18 protein-coding genes are annotated in these 17,554 nt (G+C 70.9%); 13 read left to right on the forward strand and 5 right to left on the reverse strand.

The window, feature by feature from the left end; genetic code table 11:
• Positions 1-16 precede the first annotated feature (16 nt).
• Positions 17-1,432 carry an FAD-linked oxidase C-terminal domain-containing protein gene (locus ACFYW9_RS18015; RefSeq protein WP_351861863.1) on the forward strand — a complete coding sequence of 472 codons (1,416 nt, stop codon included), beginning with the start codon at positions 17-19 and terminating at the stop codon, positions 1,430-1,432.
• Between the two features lie 110 nt (positions 1,433-1,542).
• On the opposite strand, the gene ACFYW9_RS18020 is transcribed toward ACFYW9_RS18015, so the two are convergent.
• On the reverse strand, positions 1,543-2,058 hold the full coding sequence (locus tag ACFYW9_RS18020; protein ID WP_389151126.1) for an SsgA family sporulation/cell division regulator: 516 nt from the start codon (positions 2,056-2,058) through the stop codon (positions 1,543-1,545).
• A 279-nt stretch (positions 2,059-2,337) separates the two neighbouring features.
• Here ACFYW9_RS18020 and ACFYW9_RS18025 point away from each other — a divergent pair, with 279 nt between their 5' ends.
• Together ACFYW9_RS18025 and ACFYW9_RS18030 are read left to right on the forward strand one after the other, a co-directional pair.
• The gene (locus ACFYW9_RS18025; RefSeq protein WP_389150870.1) at positions 2,338-4,086 is read left to right on the forward strand and encodes an RDD family protein; all 1,749 of its coding nucleotides are present in this window, start codon (positions 2,338-2,340) and stop codon (positions 4,084-4,086) included.
• Positions 4,087-4,149: 63 nt separating this feature from the next.
• Complete coding sequence (locus tag ACFYW9_RS18030; protein WP_351861857.1) at positions 4,150-4,872, forward strand: RDD family protein; 723 nt, start codon at positions 4,150-4,152, stop codon at positions 4,870-4,872.
• A gap of 180 nt (positions 4,873-5,052) precedes the next feature.
• On the opposite strand, the gene ACFYW9_RS18035 is transcribed toward ACFYW9_RS18030, so the two are convergent.
• Positions 5,053-5,376, reverse strand: a complete 324-nt coding sequence (locus tag ACFYW9_RS18035) for a hypothetical protein (protein WP_389150873.1) — start codon at positions 5,374-5,376, stop codon at positions 5,053-5,055.
• A gap of 441 nt (positions 5,377-5,817) precedes the next feature.
• On the opposite strand from ACFYW9_RS18035, the gene ACFYW9_RS18040 reads away from it, so the two are divergent.
• Both ACFYW9_RS18040 and ACFYW9_RS18045 read left to right on the forward strand, forming a co-directional pair.
• On the forward strand, positions 5,818-8,172 hold the full coding sequence (locus ACFYW9_RS18040) for an immune inhibitor A domain-containing protein (protein WP_389150876.1): 2,355 nt from the start codon (positions 5,818-5,820) through the stop codon (positions 8,170-8,172).
• Between the two features lie 131 nt (positions 8,173-8,303).
• Positions 8,304-8,639, forward strand: a complete 336-nt coding sequence (locus ACFYW9_RS18045; protein WP_351861851.1) for a hypothetical protein — start codon at positions 8,304-8,306, stop codon at positions 8,637-8,639.
• Positions 8,640-8,807: 168 nt separating this feature from the next.
• On the opposite strand, the gene ACFYW9_RS18050 is transcribed toward ACFYW9_RS18045, so the two are convergent.
• The gene (locus tag ACFYW9_RS18050) at positions 8,808-9,392 is read right to left on the reverse strand and encodes an isochorismatase family protein (protein ID WP_351861849.1); all 585 of its coding nucleotides are present in this window, start codon (positions 9,390-9,392) and stop codon (positions 8,808-8,810) included.
• Between the two features lie 207 nt (positions 9,393-9,599).
• Positions 9,600-10,928, reverse strand: coding sequence for a nicotinate phosphoribosyltransferase (locus tag ACFYW9_RS18055; RefSeq protein WP_389150881.1), 1,329 nt, complete (start codon positions 10,926-10,928; stop codon positions 9,600-9,602).
• Between the two features lie 118 nt (positions 10,929-11,046).
• On the opposite strand from ACFYW9_RS18055, the gene clpS reads away from it, so the two are divergent.
• The 7 genes from clpS (at position 11,047) to ACFYW9_RS18090 (ending at position 15,891) form a co-directional block, all read left to right on the forward strand.
• Complete coding sequence (gene clpS, locus ACFYW9_RS18060; protein WP_037619207.1) at positions 11,047-11,364, forward strand: ATP-dependent Clp protease adapter ClpS; 318 nt, start codon at positions 11,047-11,049, stop codon at positions 11,362-11,364.
• Positions 11,365-11,417: 53 nt separating this feature from the next.
• Entirely contained in the window at positions 11,418-12,023 is a 606-nt protein-coding gene (locus ACFYW9_RS18065; RefSeq protein WP_351861845.1) for a DUF2017 domain-containing protein, read from the forward strand.
• 341 nt (positions 12,024-12,364) lie between these two features.
• Positions 12,365-13,816, forward strand: coding sequence for an amino acid permease (locus tag ACFYW9_RS18070; protein ID WP_351861843.1), 1,452 nt, complete (start codon positions 12,365-12,367; stop codon positions 13,814-13,816).
• Between the two features lie 109 nt (positions 13,817-13,925).
• On the forward strand, positions 13,926-14,348 hold the full coding sequence (locus ACFYW9_RS18075; protein WP_389150886.1) for a Mov34/MPN/PAD-1 family protein: 423 nt from the start codon (positions 13,926-13,928) through the stop codon (positions 14,346-14,348).
• A 79-nt stretch (positions 14,349-14,427) separates the two neighbouring features.
• Positions 14,428-14,529, forward strand: a complete 102-nt coding sequence (locus tag ACFYW9_RS18080; RefSeq protein WP_326787503.1) for a putative leader peptide — start codon at positions 14,428-14,430, stop codon at positions 14,527-14,529.
• Between the two features lie 115 nt (positions 14,530-14,644).
• Positions 14,645-14,923 carry a MoaD/ThiS family protein gene (locus ACFYW9_RS18085; protein ID WP_387296484.1) on the forward strand — a complete coding sequence of 93 codons (279 nt, stop codon included), beginning with the start codon at positions 14,645-14,647 and terminating at the stop codon, positions 14,921-14,923.
• A 17-nt stretch (positions 14,924-14,940) separates the two neighbouring features.
• The gene (locus ACFYW9_RS18090) at positions 14,941-15,891 is read left to right on the forward strand and encodes a cysteine synthase (protein WP_351861836.1); all 951 of its coding nucleotides are present in this window, start codon (positions 14,941-14,943) and stop codon (positions 15,889-15,891) included.
• 136 nt (positions 15,892-16,027) lie between these two features.
• Here the strand turns inward: ACFYW9_RS18090 and ACFYW9_RS18095 are convergent, their stop codons facing one another.
• Entirely contained in the window at positions 16,028-16,513 is a 486-nt protein-coding gene (locus ACFYW9_RS18095) for a type II toxin-antitoxin system PemK/MazF family toxin (protein WP_389150891.1), read from the reverse strand.
• Positions 16,514-16,763: 250 nt separating this feature from the next.
• Between ACFYW9_RS18095 and ACFYW9_RS18100 the strand changes: the two genes are divergently transcribed.
• On the forward strand, positions 16,764-17,516 hold the full coding sequence (locus ACFYW9_RS18100; protein WP_389150894.1) for an MBL fold metallo-hydrolase: 753 nt from the start codon (positions 16,764-16,766) through the stop codon (positions 17,514-17,516).
• Positions 17,517-17,554: the final 38 nt, after the last annotated feature.

Consider the following 17,554-nt stretch of genomic DNA (forward strand, 5'->3'; position numbering starts at 1 on the left):
CCCCGGGTGCGACCCTGTGATCATGAGCCGTATCGAAGCCCCGCGCGATGAGGACACGGCAGGGACCGGGGGCCTCCTCGACCGTCTGCTGAGCGGTCTGCCGGCCGAGGCCGTCCTCACCGACCCGGACGTCACGGCCTCCTACGCCAACGACATGGCGAGCTTCTGCGAGGCGGGCACACCCGCCGTGGTCGTCCTGCCGCGCACGGTCGAGCAGGTCCAGCACGTCATGCGCGTCGCGACCGAACTGCGCGTCCCCGTCGTCCCGCAGGGCGCCCGCACGGGTCTGTCCGGAGCGGCCAACGCCACCGACGGCTGCGTGGTGCTGTCCCTGGTGAAGATGGACCGCATCCTGGAGATCAACCCCGTCGACCGCATCGCCGTCGTCGAACCCGGTGTCGTCAACGCCACGCTCTCCCGCGCCGTGGGCGAACACGGCCTGTACTACCCGCCGGACCCCTCCAGCTGGGAGACGTGCACCATCGGCGGCAACATCGGCACGGCCTCCGGCGGCCTGTGCTGTGTGAAGTACGGGGTGACGGCCGAGTACGTCCTCGGCCTGGACGTCGTCCTCGCCGACGGGCGGCTGATGTCCACCGGGCGCAGGACCGCCAAGGGCGTCGCCGGCTACGACCTCACCCGCCTCTTCGTGGGCTCCGAGGGATCGCTCGGCATCGTCGTACGCGCCGTGCTCGCGCTGAAGCCCCAGCCGCCCCGACAGCTCGTCCTCGCGGCCGAGTTCGGGTCGGCGCGAGCCGCCTGCGACGCCGTCTGCAAGATCATGGAGGGCGGGCATGTCCCGTCCCTGCTCGAACTGATGGACCGTACGACCGTCAAGGCCGTCAACGACCTCGCGCACATGGGCCTCCCGGAGACCACCGAGGCGCTGCTGCTCGCCGCCTTCGACACCCACGACCCGGCCGCCGACCTCGCCCTGGTGGGCGCCCTCTGCGAGGCCGCCGGCGCGACCCAGGTGGTGCCCGCCGAGGACGCCGCCGAGTCCGAACTCCTGCTCCAGGCGCGGCGGTTGTCGCTCACCGCGCTCGAGGCGGTCAAGGGCACCACGATGATCGACGACGTGTGCGTACCGCGCTCCCGGCTCGGCGACATGCTCGACGGCATCGAACGCGTCGCCGAGAAGTACGCCCTGACCATCGGCGTCTGCGCGCACGCGGGCGACGGCAACACGCACCCCACCGTCTGCTTCGACGCGACCGATCCCGACGAGTCCCGGCGCGCCCGCGAGTCCTTCGACGAGATCATGGCCCTCGGCCTCGAACTCGGCGGCACGATCACCGGTGAGCACGGCGTGGGCGTGCTGAAGAAGGAGTGGCTGGCCCGCGAGATCGGCCCGGTGGGTGTGGAGATGCAGCGGGCGATCAAGGCGGCGTTCGACCCGCTGGGCCTCCTGAACCCGGACAAACTGTTCTGAGGCAGCCCGGACAAGCTGTTCCGAGGCAGCCCGGACACGCTGTTCCGGGACGGCCCGCACAAGCCGTTCCGAGATCCGGGACGGGTCCGCCGCCGGCCCGTCAGGACCGCTCACCGCTCGCCGTCCGCCGACTCGTCCGAGGGCCACGGGTCGCGCAGCCACAGATCGTCGGGGGACGGCGCTCCCGTCCGGTCGGGCGGGGCCGACAGCCCCGGGGACGGCGTGAGCAGCTCGGCCAGACCGGCGTCGATGCCGAGCCGCCCGGTCTCGGTGCCCGGGGGGACCGCCCTGAGGGTGCGCTCCAGCCAGGCGGTGATCTGCGCGGCGGGCGCTTCGAGCAGCGCGTCGCCGTCCGGCGAGCTCAGTGCCATCAGGACGACGCCGCGGCCGCCGACCTTCGTCGGCCACACCCGTACGTCGCCGTGTCCGCACGGCCGGAACACCCCCTCGACGAGCAGCTCCCGGGCGAATGTCCAGTTGACGGGATGATCGGAGCCGACGTGGAAGGTGATGCGGACGGCGTACGGGTCGTCGGCGCGGTACCTCAGACGCGCCGGGACCGGGATGCTGTGTTCGGGCGACAGGACGAGATGAAGCTCCAGTTCGCGTTCCACCACGGTGTGCATGTCGATGCGCTTCCTTTCGTCGTACGGGCTCCTGCGGATGTGCCCGTACGAGTGGAGAGCGCCTCGCGCCGCGATCATTACGCGGGTTCGGAGAATTCTTTCGGGCCCGCTTCGGCCCCCTTCGGGCACACCGCGAACAGCCTCGGACGTCCGGCCGCAAGAGGGGGAAGGAACCTTGCCCGAAAGGATTGGGTACGGCGGGACCGGCCGTGACGCGTGCGCCGGTCTGGTAGATGTGGACCTCCCACACGACCCCCGAGCAGATACGGGACGACGGACATGAGCGCCCCAACCCCGGCCCCCGGTGACGACAAGCCCCGCGAAGGCTATTACCCGGACCCCTCCATCCCCGGATACGTCCGGTACTGGAACGGCGCCGCCTGGGTGCCGGGCACGAGCCGCCCGGCGCCGTCGGGCGGCGAGGCGCTCGCCCCGCCGGCCGCCGTGCGTTCCGCGCACGTGCCCGCTCCCGCGTCCTCCCCCGAGTCCACGGCCTCCCGCGGGCGGACGGACACCCCCGCCGCGGAGGAGACGGGTCCGCACTTCTTCGACGAGGACCCGCAGTCCCACCGCCCCGCCCCCGCGCAGCCGCAGCCCCCGGCCCCCGCCGAGCCCCAGCAGCCCGCCCCCGCCGAGTCCCAGCACGGCAGCCGGCCCGAACCCGCCGCCTCGTGGGGCGCCGACCGCTCCCGGCAGTCCGGCTTCGGCGGCGACCAGGACCGCCGGGTGTCCTGGGGCGCGCCGAAGGGGTCCGACCCGCGTGCCACGGGACCCGCCGACGCGGTGAGCCGGCCCGACGGGGCCTCCGTGCGCGCGGACGGCACGACGACGATTCCGCCCGCCTCGGACTCCGGCGCCGCCTCCCGGCCCCCGGCGGCCGCGGGTCCCGTGGTCTTCCGCCGTCCCACCGGTCCGGTGCCGTCCGCGGGGCCGGACGGCGCGGGCGCCACGAGCCGTACGGGCGAGGCGAGTCCGGGCGGAGCCGACGGCCGGAGCGGGCCCGGGACAGGGGCGGCCCCGGGCACGGCGCCGTCCGGCGCCGGACACCGCACGGCCACTCCGGGAACATCGGCCCCCGTGCCCGCCGCGGGCGACACGGCGTTCCGTGCGCCCTCCCCGCGTACGGAGCGGCAGGACGGGGGCACGGGTTCGGCGGACGCGCCGGGCGTGCCCACCGTGTCCGGCCGCCCGACGGCCGCACCCGGCCCCTCCGCCCCGCCCGCGGAGTCCAACGCGCCGGCCGGAGACGGCTTCGGAGCCTGGCCGGCCGCCGCGGGCGCCGCCGCGCAGGCGCCGGAGGCGGAGGCCGCACCCGCACCCGCCTCCGCTTCGGTTCCCGCACCCGCTCCCGCACCCGCCGTCCCCCAACAGCCCGGTGGCACCACCCCCGTGGCCTCCGGGGCCGGTGGCGGTCAGCCCTCCTGGGCCCAGCAGGTGCACCGGCTCGCGGGTGACCCGGCCGAGGACGGACAGCGCGTCCCGCCGTGGAAGCCGCCGGTCGACGATGTGTTCCAGGCGGCCGCGCGCCGGCAGGCGTCGGCCCGCCCGGCCGGGCTCGGCAGAAGGCTGGCCGCCCGGCTGCTGGACACCGTCGTCATCGCCGGTGTCACCGCGGCGGCCGCCGTGCCGCTGGGCACCAGGGCGGCCGACCACATCGAGGAGAAGATCGACGCGGCCAAGCAGTCGGGCGAGAAGGTCACCGTCTGGCTCCTCGACGGCACGACCACCTCCTGCCTCGGCGCCGTCCTCGCCGTACTGCTCGTCTTCGGCGTCCTCTACGAGGTCCTGCCCACCGTCAGATGGGGCCGCACCCTCGGAAAGAAGCTGTGCGGCCTGGAGGTGCGCGACATCGAGGGCCACGAACCGCCGGCCTTCGGACGGGCCCTGGTCCGCTGGCTCGTCCTCAGCGTGCCGTGTCTGCTGGTCGTCGGTCTCGCGGGTGTCGTGTGGTGCCTGTTCGACAAGCCCTGGAGCCAGGGCTGGCACGACAAGGCGGCGCACACCTTCGTGGCGGGGCCGGGCCGGTAGTCCCGTCCCCCGGACGGCCCTTCGCCGGATGCGGAGCCGGGGGGTTCGCGGTCGACTCGGGCCATGAGCAGCGAACCGCCGCCCCCGGCCCCCGGCGGGCCACCGGACGACGACCCGTTCAGGAAGCAGCCCCCGCCCGGTGAGGGAACGGGCTCGCCGTACGACCCGCCGCCTCCGTCCGGCGACCGGACCCCGCCCTACGGCAGCGAGCCGCCCCCGTTCGGCGGCGGCCCCTACGGCGAGGGCGGCGGCCAGTATCCGGGAAGCGGCGGACCGCACCCGGGAGGCGGAGACCCGTACGGCGGAGGCGGCCCCTACGGCGGCGACCCGCTCGCCGGCATGCCGCCGCTCGCGGACAGCGGGAAGCGGGTGCTGGCCAGGATCCTGGACATGATCCTGGTGGGCATCGTGGTGTGGCTGCTGTCCTGGGCGTTCGGGGTCACCGAGTACAACATGGACTCGAACAAGATCGAGTACGGCAAGTCGCTCGGACAGTCCCTGGTGGCCGCGGTGCTCTACGTGTCGTACGACACCGTGATGATCAGCAAGACGGGCCAGACCCTCGGCAAGCGGCTGTTCAACCACCGGGTCGCCAACCTCGACAACGGCTCGACACCCTCCGTGCAGACGTCCCTGGTCCGCGCCCTGGTGCTGTGGATTCCGTTCGCGTTCTGCTGCGCCTGCATCTGGACGGCGATCGCGGGCGGCTGGAGCTTCTTCGACAAGCCCTACAAGCAGGGCCTGCACGACAAGGCGGCCAAGACGGTGGTGGTCGACACCGGCTGACGACCGGTGGACGGCCTCGCGGTACGGGACGGCGGCCGGACGACGGGCCGGGCGGCGAGCACGCACACCAGAACGGCGGGTCCGTGGTTCACGGGCCCGCCGTTCTGGTACGAGGCCGGAGCGTCCGGGGTGCCGGCGGCCCGCCGGGGAACCGGGGAGCGCGGGCTCGTGTACGCGGCTTCAGGGCCCCGCGGGTTCGCGCACGGGCTCGGGCGCCGAGGACGCCGACACGGACGCGGGCACGGACGCCGACAAGGACACGGGCACGGACGCGGTCTCGCGCCGCGCCGGAACCCGCTCGCGCACGACGGCCGCCGTCGCGGACGGCGAGGGCTTCGGCATCGGGACGGTCATGGCCACCAGCAGTCCGAGAGCGAGCGCCGAGAGGGTGATCAGCACGATCCCCGGACTCGAACTCGTCTGTGACAGCAGCAGCATGGCGAGGGTGGAGAAGATCACGGTGCAGGAACCGTAGACGAGCTGTGCGGCGGTCGGACGAGGCATGGCAATCGTGTCCTCGGATGGGGGTTCTCCCCCCGGTGCCTCTCGCGATGGGGGAGGGTGCGGATAGATGTCGGGGGTGAGACAACGGTGTCGACGTGGCTCTCCGCCGACTTCCGACGCTTCGCCAATCGACTCTATTCGCCTGCATGCCCGAGTGGAACGTCCGGTAAGCGTGACCTTACCCACGGTGCCGGTGCACAGGGGGCGCACGGAGTCACCGGGCCCATCAAGTAGGCCTGAAAGCGCGCCGGTTGGCAGGTTTCGGAGTCGTCCGGATACCGAACGGGGGCTCCGCATAACGCACTTGCCAGGTTCAAGTCAAGATCTGTTTTTTCTTTCGTAACTCCGGTCAAATGTCGTCACTTGAATCGCGCAGACGCTCGCGGACCTCCATGACCCGGAACCCCCTCCGCGTGAACGTGCGCGGGGGAGGAACATCAAGTGACCAACAGACCATGGACGTTCAGAGCGGCAGCGGTGGGCGTCGCCCTCGCGGCGGCCACCGCCACGTTCTCGACGTACGCCGTGGCGCAGGCCGACTCGGCCGCCGCTTCACCGGTCGTGGACCGCCACGACCCGCAGCCGGTCAGGAACACGGTCGATCACGACCTCGACGGCCCGCTGAGCAAGACCCAGAACGCCCAGCGCCAGGAGGCGCTGAACCAGGTGATATCCGGCGACGCCAAGGTGCAGAAGCGCAACGGCTCGCAGGTCGTCCAGCTGAAGTCCAAGAAGGGCGACAGCAAGTACGTCGAGCTCGGCCGCGAGAAGACCGACAAGATCTTCACGATTCTTGTCGAGTTCGGCGACAAGACGGACCCCAAGTTCGGTGGCACCGCCGGTCCCGCGCACAACACGATCGCCGCGCCGGACCGCAAGAAGGACAACAGCACGGCCTGGCAGGCGGATTACAACCAGAAGCACTTCCAGGACCTCTACTTCGGCACCGGCAAGAACGTCGAGTCGATGAAGAAGTTCTACGAGACGCAGTCCTCGGGCCGCTACTCGGTCGACGGCGAGGTCGCCGACTGGGTCAAGGTGCCCTACAACGAGGCCCGTTACGGCAACAACGCCTGCGGAAGCACCAACTGCCCGAGCGTGTGGAACGTCGTCAAGGACGGCGTCACCGCCTGGGTCGCCCAGCAGAAGGCGGCCGGCCGGACCGACGCGGCCATCAAGGCGGACCTGACCCAGTTCGACCAGTGGGACCGCTACGACTTCGACGGCGACGGCAACTTCAACGAGCCCGACGGCTACGTCGACCACTTCCAGATCGTGCACGCCGGTGAGGACGAGTCCGCGGGCGGCGGTGCTCAGGGCGAGGACGCCATCTGGGCGCACCGCTGGTACGCGTTCGGCACCGACGCGGGCGCCACGGGTCCGGGCGACAACAAGCTCGGCGGCGCCCAGATCGGCGACACCGGCATCTGGGTCGGCGACTACACCATCCAGCCGGAGAACGGCGGACTCGGCGTCTTCGCCCACGAGTACGGCCACGACCTCGGTCTGCCGGACCACTACGACACCGCCGGCGGCGACAACTCCACCGGCTTCTGGACCCTGATGTCCTCGGGCTCCTGGCTCGGCACCGGCAAGCAGTCCATCGGGGACCTCCCCGGCGACTTCAACGCCTGGGACAAGCTCCAGCTCGGCTGGCTGAACTACGACACCGCCAAGGCCGGCAAGCAGTCCACGCACAAGCTGGGCGTCGCCGAGTACAACACCTTCGACAAGCAGGCGCTCGTCGTCTCCCTGCCGGAGAAGGCGGTCACGACCACGGTCGTGAACCCCGCGCAGGGCTCGACCCAGTGGTGGAGCGGCAGCGGTGACAACCTGAAGAACACGCTGACCCGGTCCGTGGACCTCACGGGCAAGTCGTCGGCGAAGCTCACCCTCGACGGCTGGTACGACATCGAGGCGAACTACGACTACCTCTACACCGAGGTCTCGACCGACGGCGGCGCCAACTGGACCGCTCTCGACGGCACGGTGGACGGCGCCGCCATCCCGCGTGACGGCAGCGACAAGCCCGCCCTCACCGGCACCATCGCCGCGTACGCGAAGCTGGCGTACCCGCTCGACGCCTACGCGGGCAAGAAGATCGACGTCCGCTTCCGCTACCAGAGCGACGGCGGTGTGGCGCTGAAGGGCTTCGCGGCCGACGAGATCAGCGTCACCGCGGACGGCACCGCGCTCTTCTCGGACAACGCCGAGTCGGCCGACGCCGCCTGGACCGCCGCCGGCTTCTCCCGCATCGGCGCCTCGTTCACCAAGGACTACGCGCAGTACTACCTCGCGGAGAACCGCCAGTACGTCTCGTACGACAAGACCCTCAAGGTCGGCCCGTACAACTTCGGCTTCTCGACGACCCGTCCGGACTGGGTGGAGCACTACCCGTACCAGACCGGCCTGTTGATCTGGAAGTGGGACACCTCGCAGGCCGACAACAACACCAGCCAGCACCCGGGCACCGGCCTCGTGCTCCCGGTCGACTCGCACTCGAAGGCCCTGTGGTGGGACAACGGGACGCTGATGCGCAACCGCATCCAGTCCTACGACTCGCCGTTCAGCCTGTACCGCACGAGCGGTCTCACGCTGCACAGCGCGGACGTCGCCACGAAGATCCCGTCGTCGAAGGGCGTGTCGGTCTTCAACGACCACACCAGCGACTACTACGACAACCGGAACCCGACCGGTGGCGTCGAGGTCACTGACACCAACACCAAGATCGAGATCGTCAAGCAGGCCAAGGACGGCTCGACGATCTCCCTCAAGGTCGGCCCCGCGGTGAAGTAACAGCATTTCCGCAGGTCAGAAGCGTATCGGCGGCAACCCCTGGCGGGTTGCCGCCGATCGTGTTTAGGTGCCTCCTGTGCCTGGCTTATTGACACCGACATCTGAACCGACTCGCACGGGGGTGTGACCGCATGGCCGCAGGAGGTTTCTGCAGACTGCCCAACGGCAGCGTCGTGGTGGCGCTGAACCTGCCCAGTCCGGCGGGTGGGGCGGGCGGCTGCGTGCGCTTCCTGGTCGTCGCCCCGAACCGTGCCCGCGCCCTGACCAGGCTGCGGAACCTGGGCCTGCGCGCCGTCTACCTGCGGGGCAACGCGGCCCCGCCCACCCCCGACGAGATCACGGCGGTCCTGCACCACCCCGACGGGCTCATATGGCGCACGGCCCCCGAGAGCGGCTGCACCGAGCTCAGCCAGGAGCTGTGGCACCCGGTCAGAACGCTGCTCAGACGCCCGGCACCCCAGCCGTGACCGCGCGGAGGCGGGCCGGGACGGGCCGAGGCGTGACCCGGTGGCGCCCGGTGCGACTCGGTGTTACGTGTTGCGACTCGGTGTGACGTGTTGCCGCATCGCCGTGACTCGCCGTGACTCACTGTGACCTGTCGCGGCGGACGTGCGGGTGCGGCGGCCGGACAGGTCCTAGACCACGGGCTTGCCGGTGAGCTCGACCCCGGCGGCGCGCAGCTCCTCCAGCGCCCGCTCTGTCGTCTCCTCCGCCACCCCGGCCGTCAGGTCCAGCAGGACGGTCGTGCGGAAGCCCTGCCGCGCCGCGTCCAGGGCGGTCGCCTTCACGCAGTGGTCGGTCGCGATGCCGACCACGTCCACCTCGCCGATCTCGCGGGCGCGCAGCCAGTCGCCCAGGGCCAGCCCGTTCTCGTCGGCGCCCTCGAAGCCGCTGTACGCCGCCGCGTAGGCGCCCTTGTCGAAGACCGCGTCGATCGCGCCGGAGGCGACGGCCGGGGCGAAGTTCGGGTGGAAGCCCACCCCCTCGGTGCCGGCCACGCAGTGCGCGGGCCAGGAGTGCACGTAGTCGGGGTTGTCGGCGAAGTGGCCGCCCGGAGCGATGTGCAGGTCGCGGGTGGCGACCACGTGCCGGTAGCCGGCGGGGGCCTGCCCGATCAGCTCCGTGACCGCGGCGGCCACATCGGCGCCCCCGGCCACGGCGAGGCTGCCTCCCTCGCAGAAGTCGTTCTGCACGTCTACGACGATCAAGGCGCGGCGCATGGGCTGTGTCCTTCGGCTATGGGGGGCGGCAGACAAGGGTGCGGGCCCGGCCGTTGAACTTCCGAGCCTAGAGAATTCCGGGGTGGTGCGGGAGGGGGTATTCGGCTTCGACGGCCCGAGCGGGCCCGCTGCCGTTGCATTCCCGCTCACCGAGGGTTCATGCGCGGTGCCACCCCGGTAACAACCGCACCACCCGTCCCTGGTGTCTCAGACGTATTCGGTGGGGATCACCGGCTCGCCGCGCGACAGCTGGGTCGCCGACAGCGGCAGCCGGGCGCGGGCCGCCGCGTGCCGGTCGCGTACGACGTCGAGCGGTTCGCGGGCCAGGACCTGTCCGCCCTTGACCAGCTGGACCAGGAGCTGCCGGTCGGCCAGCTCGGCGGGCACCGGCCCGACGCCGATCACCTCGGCCTCCGCGACCCCCTGCCCGTCCAGCCGCCGCGCGGCCCACTTGCGGCCGCCGATGGACGTCTTGCCGCCCGTGGACTTCTTGGCCACCGGCTCCAGCGGCGCCTTCGGGTCGGCCGACTCGGCGCGGGCGACCAGTTTGTAGACCATCGAGCACGTCGGATGGCCGGATCCCGTCACGAGCTGGGTGCCGACGCCGTACGCGTCCACGGGGGCCGCCGCGAGCGAGGCGATGGCGTACTCGTCGAGGTCGGAGGTCACGACGATCTTCGTCTCGGCCGCGCCCAGCTCGTCGAGCTGCCGGCGCACCCGGTGGGCGACGAGCAGCAGGTCGCCGGAGTCGATGCGCACCGCGCCGAGTCCGGGCCCGGCGACCTCGACGGCCGTGCGGACCGCTTCGGCGACGTCGTAGGTGTCCACGAGCAGCGTGGTGCCGCGGCCGAGTGAGTCCACCTGGGCCCGGAAGGCGTCCCGCTCGTGGTCGTGCAGGAGGGTGAAGGCGTGCGCGGAGGTGCCCACGGTCGGGATGCCGTAGCGGAAACCGGCGGCCAGGTCGGAGGTGCTGGTGAACCCGCCGATGTACGCGGCTCGCGAGGCGGCCACCGCGGCCAGCTCGTGGGTGCGCCGGGCGCCCATCTCGATCAGCGGCCGGCTGCCCGCGGCGGAGGACATGCGGGAGGCGGCGGCCGCGATGGCGGAGTCGTGGTTGAGGATCGAGAGGATCACCGTCTCCAGGAGCACGCACTCGGCGAAGCTGCCCTCGACCCGCAGGAGGGGCGAGCCCGGAAAGTACACCTCGCCCTCGGGGTAGCCCCAGACGTCCCCGCCGAAGCGGTAGGAGGCGAGCCACTCGAGGGTCGGCTCGTCCACGATCCCGCGCTCGCGCAGAAAGCCGAGGACGTCCGGGTCGAACCGGAAGTTCTCGACGGCGTCGAGGACGCGGCCGGTGCCCGCGACGACTCCGTAGCGCCGTCCTTCGGGCAGCCGCCGGGTGAAGACCTCGAAGACCGAGCGCCGCTCGGCGGTCCCGGCCGCGAGCGCGGCCTGCAGCATCGTCAGCTCGTACTGGTCGGTGAAGAGCGCCGTAGAGGGAACTTCCACCGGCAGCCCAAGGTCCGCTGTGTTCATGGCGGTGATCGTACCCCCATTTCGTCAGTTTGACGATTTCTATCGTCCGGCGATTCCCGGAGCGCCCGAGCACCTGTTCCGGGGCCCGTTTATGCGGGTGACCCCCTCTGGTGGGAGCATGGGCGATGTGACGGCTCCCGCACCTCTAGAGATCGAGAAGACCGAGTCGGCGGAGGAGGTCTTCGCCGTACCCGAGCCGGACGTCCCCTGGGTCACGATCGTCCACAACGACCCGGTCAACCTCATGAGCTACGTGACGTATGTCTTCCAGACGTACTTCGGCTACTCCAAGGACAAGGCCACCAAGCTGATGATGGACGTCCATCACAAGGGCCGGGCCGTCGTCTCCAGCGGCACGCGCGAAGAGATGGAACGCGACGTGCAGGCCATGCACGGCTACGGCCTGTGGGCCACCCTTCAGCAGGACCGGAAGTAGCCGGCCCCCTGTCAACCGACCGCCCGCAGGACCGGAAGTAGCGAACTCACTCCATGCCCGGACACTTCGAACCGCTCCCCGGCGGCGGCGCGGCCGTCGCGCTCGACGAGGTCGAGATCTCCATCATCCGCTCCCTCGCCGTCCAGCTCCTGGAGCTCATCGGTCCCGGCCCCGCGGAGAACGCCTCCGCCGACCCGCTCGCCGAGCTGTTCGCCGAGGGCCCCAGCGAGCCGCCGAGCGACCCGGTGCTCAAGCGCCTGTTCCCCGACGCCTACAGCGGCCCCGGCGTCCGGGCCGACACGCCCGAGCAGGCCGAGGAGCAGCACGCCCACTCCGCCGAGTTCCGCCGTTTCACCGAGAACGACCTGCGCGCGGGCAAGCGCGAGAACGCCCTCACGGTGATCCGCTCGCTGGACGCGCTGACGCCCGGCGGCGACGGCGGAGCGGTCCTGGAACTGACCACCGCGCAGTCCGAGCAGTGGCTGCGCGCCCTGAACGACCTGCGCCTGGCCATCGGTTCACGGCTCGACGTCGTCGACGAGGAGGACACCGACCTCCTCTACCGCCTCCCCGACGAGGACCCCCGCAAGCCGATGGTGATGGCCTACCTCTGGCTCGGCGGCCTCCAGGAGACCCTCGTCGCCACCCTTTTGCCCTGATCCGCCGGGATGCGCACCCCCGCGTGACCCGTCGCACGTTCGCTCAGCGGACGCTCAAATCCGGATAACGATCACGTCACCGTAACCGCGCCCTTTGGGGCGCGGTTCATCGTTTTGTCCGGTTCTTCCTGTGGTCTGCGCAACATGCGCCGCAACCGATCAACGCCGCCACCGTGATAAATCTTCACGACCGCCCGGCAGGACACCACCCATGTCCCGCCGGGTGCGCCACCGAGCCGGCGGACCGCCGGCCAGGCACAGGCTCCACCTGTCCGGGGGGATCGGAAGCCGATTCGAAGCCAGAGCACTGGCTCGGACCGGTATGGAGAAAGGCGCACCACATGACCTCATCGCAGGTCGGCAAGCAGCACGACGGCAGTGAGGCCGTGGGCGGCGACGCCCCCGAAGAGGGGTACGAGCGCGGGCTCGGCAGCCGTCAGGTCCAGATGATCGCGATCGGCGGCGCCATCGGCGTCGGCCTCTTCCTGAACGCCGGGGCGAACATCGCCAAGGCGGGACCCAGTCTCATCCTCATGTACGCCCTCGCGGGCGTCATCATCTTCTTCATCATGCGGGCGCTCGGCGAGCTCCTGCTCTACCGCCCGGTCTCGGGCTCCTTCGCGGAGTACTCCCGCGAGTTCCTCGGCCCGTTCTTCGGCTACTTCACGGCCTGGACCTACTGGCTGATGTGGGTGGTCACCGGCATGGCGGAACTGACCGCCGCCGCGATCTACGTCCACTACTGGTTCCCGTCGATCCACCAATGGGTGTCGGCGCTGGTCTTCCTGGTCGTGCTGTTCGCGGCCAACCTGATCTCGGTGAAGCTCTTCGGAGAGATCGAGTTCTGGGCCTCGATGGTCAAGGTCACGGCCCTCATCGGCATGATCGTGATCGGCCTGGGCGTGCTCACCTTCGGCTTCAGCGCCGCCGGTGACACCGCGGCCGTCGGCAACCTCTGGCAGTTCGACGGCTTCTTCCCCAACGGCATCGGCTCGTCCCTGATGACCCTCCAGGGCGTCATGTTCGCCTACCTCGCCGTCGAGCTCGTCGGCGTCACGGCGGGCGAGTCCGAGAACCCCGAGAAGACGCTCCCCAAGGCCATCAACACCCTCCCGTGGCGCATCGCCCTCTTCTACGTCGGCGCCCTCACGGTCATCCTCTGTGTCGTGAAGTGGACCGAGTTCATGCCGGGGGTGAGCCCCTTCGTGAAGGCGTTCGCCGTGATCGGCATCCCGGCCGGCGCCGGCATCGTCAACTTCGTGGTCCTCACCGCCGCCCTGTCCTCCTGCAACTCGGGCATGTACTCCACGGGCCGCATGCTGCGCAACCTCGCCGACAACGGCGAGGCCCCCAAGGGCTTCAGCAAGCTGTCCGCCACCAAGACCCCGGCGCTCGGCATCACGATCTCGGTCCTCTTCATGGGCATCGGCGTGGTCCTGAACTACGTCGTCCCCGAGAAGGCCTTCCAGTACGTCACCTCGGTGGCCACCGGAGCGGGCATCTGGACCTGGCTGATGATCCTGGTCAGCCACATCCGCTACCGCCGCGCGGTCGACGCGGGCCGGCTCCCGGCCTCGTCCTTCCCCGCCCCCGGCGGTGCGAAGTGCAGCTACGTCGCGGTCGCGTTCCTGCTCTTCGTCACCGGCCTGATCGCCTACGACGCGGACTCCCGCATCTGCCTGTACGTGATGGCCGTCTGGGCCGCCGCGCTGGCCGTCGGCTGGGCGATCCTCAAGGCGCGCAACCCCCAGGTCACCGAACGCCGCGAGCCGGAGCTCGAGAAGATCGGCTGACCACGCCACGGATGTCCGGCCCCCGGGCCACCGCTCAGGACGTCCGGCATTCGGGCCGTCCCGTACCACGCCTCGGTACGGGGCGGTCCTTCTGTCTATCCTGACCAGCATGCTGACCATCACCGAGGCCCTGTTCGACCAGATCGTCGACCACGCACGCCAGGACCACCCCGACGAGGCGTGCGGCGTCGTCGCGGGACCCGCGGGCACCGACCGCCCCGAGCGCTTCATCCCGATGCTCAACGCGGCCCGCTCGCCCACGTTCTACGAGTTCGACTCCGGCGATCTGCTCAAGCTCTACCGCGAGATGGACGACCGCGACGAGGAGCCCGTCGTCATCTACCACTCGCACACCGCGACCGAGGCCTACCCCTCCCGCACCGACCTCGCGTACGCGAACGAGCCCGGCGCGCACTACGTCCTGGTCTCCACGGCGGACACCGACGACGCCGGTCCCTTCCAGTTCCGCTCGTACCGGATCGTGGAGGGTGAGGTCACGGAGGAGGAGGTCAAGGTCGTGGAGAGCTACTGATCTCACCCATCGACCCAAAAGCGTCCGGAATGCGAGATCACAGTCCTGGGCCCGTACCGGGAATCGATACGATGAGCCCATGGTTCTGAACGACGTGAGCGACAAGACGCCGGGCATGCTGCTCGTCGCGCGGCTGCACGTCGACCTGTGCAGGCTGCAGAGCGCCATCTGTACGCGCTGACCCGCCGCCGCGTACGGCCGGAGAGCCGCGGCTCCGCAACCGGCGTACCCCCTGCCCTGCCCGCGCTGCCGCGCGTCGTCCGACCTGACTTTCCTTCCGACAGGAGCCCGCAACCATGGCCATCGAGGTCCGCATCCCCACCATCCTCCGCACCTACACGAACGGCGAGAAGGCCGTCGAGGGCGGCGGGGCGACCCTTGCCGAGCTGTTCACCGACCTCGACACCCGTCACGCGGGCATCCGGGCCCGGATCGTGGACGGCGGCGAACTGCGCCGCTTCGTCAACGTCTACCTCAACGACGAGGACGTCCGCTTCCTCGACGGCATCAACACCAAGCTGACCGACGGCGACAGCGTCACGATCCTGCCGGCCGTCGCCGGCGGCATGGTCTGATCGGACCCTGGTCACCCATGCGCTACGACTCCCCGCTCGCCGCGGTGGGCAACACCCCTCTGGTGCGCCTGCCGCGGCTGTCGCCGTCCGCGGACGTCCGTATCTGGGCGAAGCTGGAGGACCGCAACCCGACCGGCTCCGTCAAGGACCGGCCGGCCCTCCACATGATCGAGCAGGCGGAGAAGGACGGCCGTCTGACGCCGGGCTGCACGATCCTGGAGCCGACCAGCGGCAACACCGGCATCTCCCTGGCCATGGCGGCGAAGCTCAAGGGCTACCGCATGGTCTGCGTGATGCCCGAGAACACCTCGCAGGAACGCCGTGACCTGCTCGGCATGTGGGGTGCCGAGATCATCCCCAGCCCGGCCGCCGGCGGTTCCAACACCGCCGTCCGCGTCGCCAAGGAACTGTCCGCGCAGCACCCGGACTGGGTGATGCTCTACCAGTACGGCAACCCGGACAACGCCGGCGCCCACTACGCCACGACGGGCCCCGAGATCCTCGCCGACCTCCCGTCCATCACCCACTTCGTGGCGGGACTCGGCACCACCGGCACCCTCATGGGCGTCGGCCGCTTCCTGCGCGAGCACAAGCCGGACGTCAAGATCGTCGCCGCGGAGCCGCGCTACGACGACCTGGTCTACGGCCTCAGGAACCTGGACGAGGGCTTCGTCCCGGAGCTGTACGACGCCTCCGTCCTCACCACCCGCTTCTCCGTCGGCTCCGCGGACGCGGTCACCCGCACCCGGGAACTCCTCCAGCAGGAGGGCATCTTCGCGGGCGTCTCCACCGGAGCCGCGCTGCACGCCGCGATCGGCGTCGGCAACAAGGCGGTCAAGGCCGGAGAGCCGGCCGACATCGCCTTCGTGGTCGCGGACGGCGGCTGGAAGTACCTCTCCACCGGCGTCTACACGGCGGCGACGACGGAAGAGGCCATCGAGACACTCCAGGGCCAGCTCTGGGCGTAGCCAGGACACGGCACCTGCCGTACCGGCCGCACCAGCCGCGACACCGGCCGCACCAGCCGCGACGAAGGGCGCGGGGACCGATCGACGGTCCCCGCGCCCTTCCGCGTTCTCGCGTTCTCCACCCGGGGGGAGCGGCTCAGCGGGCCAGGTAACGGACCTGGTCCCACAGAACCGGATCCACCACGCCGACCCGGCGCCGGAAGTCGCCCACCGGCACCTCGCGCAACTCGTCCGTCTCCAGGAAGCTCGGCCGCCCCTGGGTGTCACCCACGGTCCCCGGGGGCAGCGGGATCACCCCGGGCCGCTCGTCGTGGTACTTGCTGGTGATCTTCGCGACGGTCACCCGCTTCCCGCGCACCACCAGCACCAGACACGGCCGGTCCTTGGCCCCCGGCCCGTCCTCGTAGGGGACGTTCGCCCACCAGATCTCCGCCGCCCGCGGCGCCTGCCCCTCGCGCCGCGGTCCGCCCCGGCGCGGTCCGCCCCGGCGCGGTCCGCCCCGGCCCGGCGGACGCGTCCGCCCGGCCGGCCGGCGCCCGCGGCGCCCCCAGCCGTCCACCAGCGTCACGACCAGCGCGAGCAGCACCACCGCCGCCAGCGCGAGCCACCAGGACGTGTCCACAGCAAAGAAGGTACCGGCGCGCGCGTGACCGCGCCCGCCCTGGGACGACCCCGGCGCCCGACGGGCCGTCCGAACTGATCCAAACACCACTGCCCAGGTCCATCCGAACCGGTGACAGCACAGGTGAGTTCGCCCACAACGGCCCCTGGCGGAGGAGCGACCCGTCCTTTTGCGCCTTACGCTCGACGGACCGCACGACCCCCGTCCTCCCCGTTTCCAGCTGTTACCCGCCAGCGGAGGTTTCTGCTTTATGAAGCTCACCGTCGTCGGCTGCTCGGGGTCGTTCCCGTCCGCGGAATCGGCCTGCTCGAGCTACCTCCTAGAGGCCGACGGCTTCCGGCTGCTTCTCGACATGGGCAACGGTGCCCTGGGCGAGCTGCAGCGCCATTGCGGTCTCTACGACCTCGACGCGATCTTCCTGAGCCATCTGCACGCCGACCACTGCATCGACATGTGCGCCTACTTCGTCGCGCGCTACTACCGGCACGACGGCGGCCGCTGCGACCCGCTCCCGGTCTACGGACCCGAAGGCACCGAGCACCGGCTCACCACGGCCTACGCCGACACCCCCAGCGCCTCGTCCATGAGCGAGGTCTTCGACTTCCACACGGTCAAGCCGTCCACGTTCGAGGTCGGCCCCTTCACCGTGCACACCGAACGGGTGGCGCACCCGGTGGAGGCGTACGGCATCCGGGTGGAGCACGGCGGACGGTCGTTGACGTACTCCGGTGACACGGGGGTGACCGAGGCCCTGGACGAACTCGCGCGCGACACGGACCTGTTCCTGTGCGAGGCCGCGTTCACCCACGGCAAGGAGAACATCCCCGGTCTCCACCTCAACGGCCTGGAGGCCGGCGAGACCGCCGCCCGCGCGGGCGCCCGCCGCCTCGTCCTCACCCACATCCCCCCGTGGACGGACGCCGACACCAACCTGAGGGACGCCCGCTCGGCGTACCAGGGTCCGGTGGATCTGGCGGTGCCGGGGGCGACGTACGAGATCTGACGGCCTCCGCCGCGGCGCGCGGAGTTCCCCGACACGCA

The organism is Streptomyces sp. NPDC002698 (assembly GCF_042888945.1).
GTDB lineage: Bacteria > Actinomycetota > Actinomycetes > Streptomycetales > Streptomycetaceae > Streptomyces.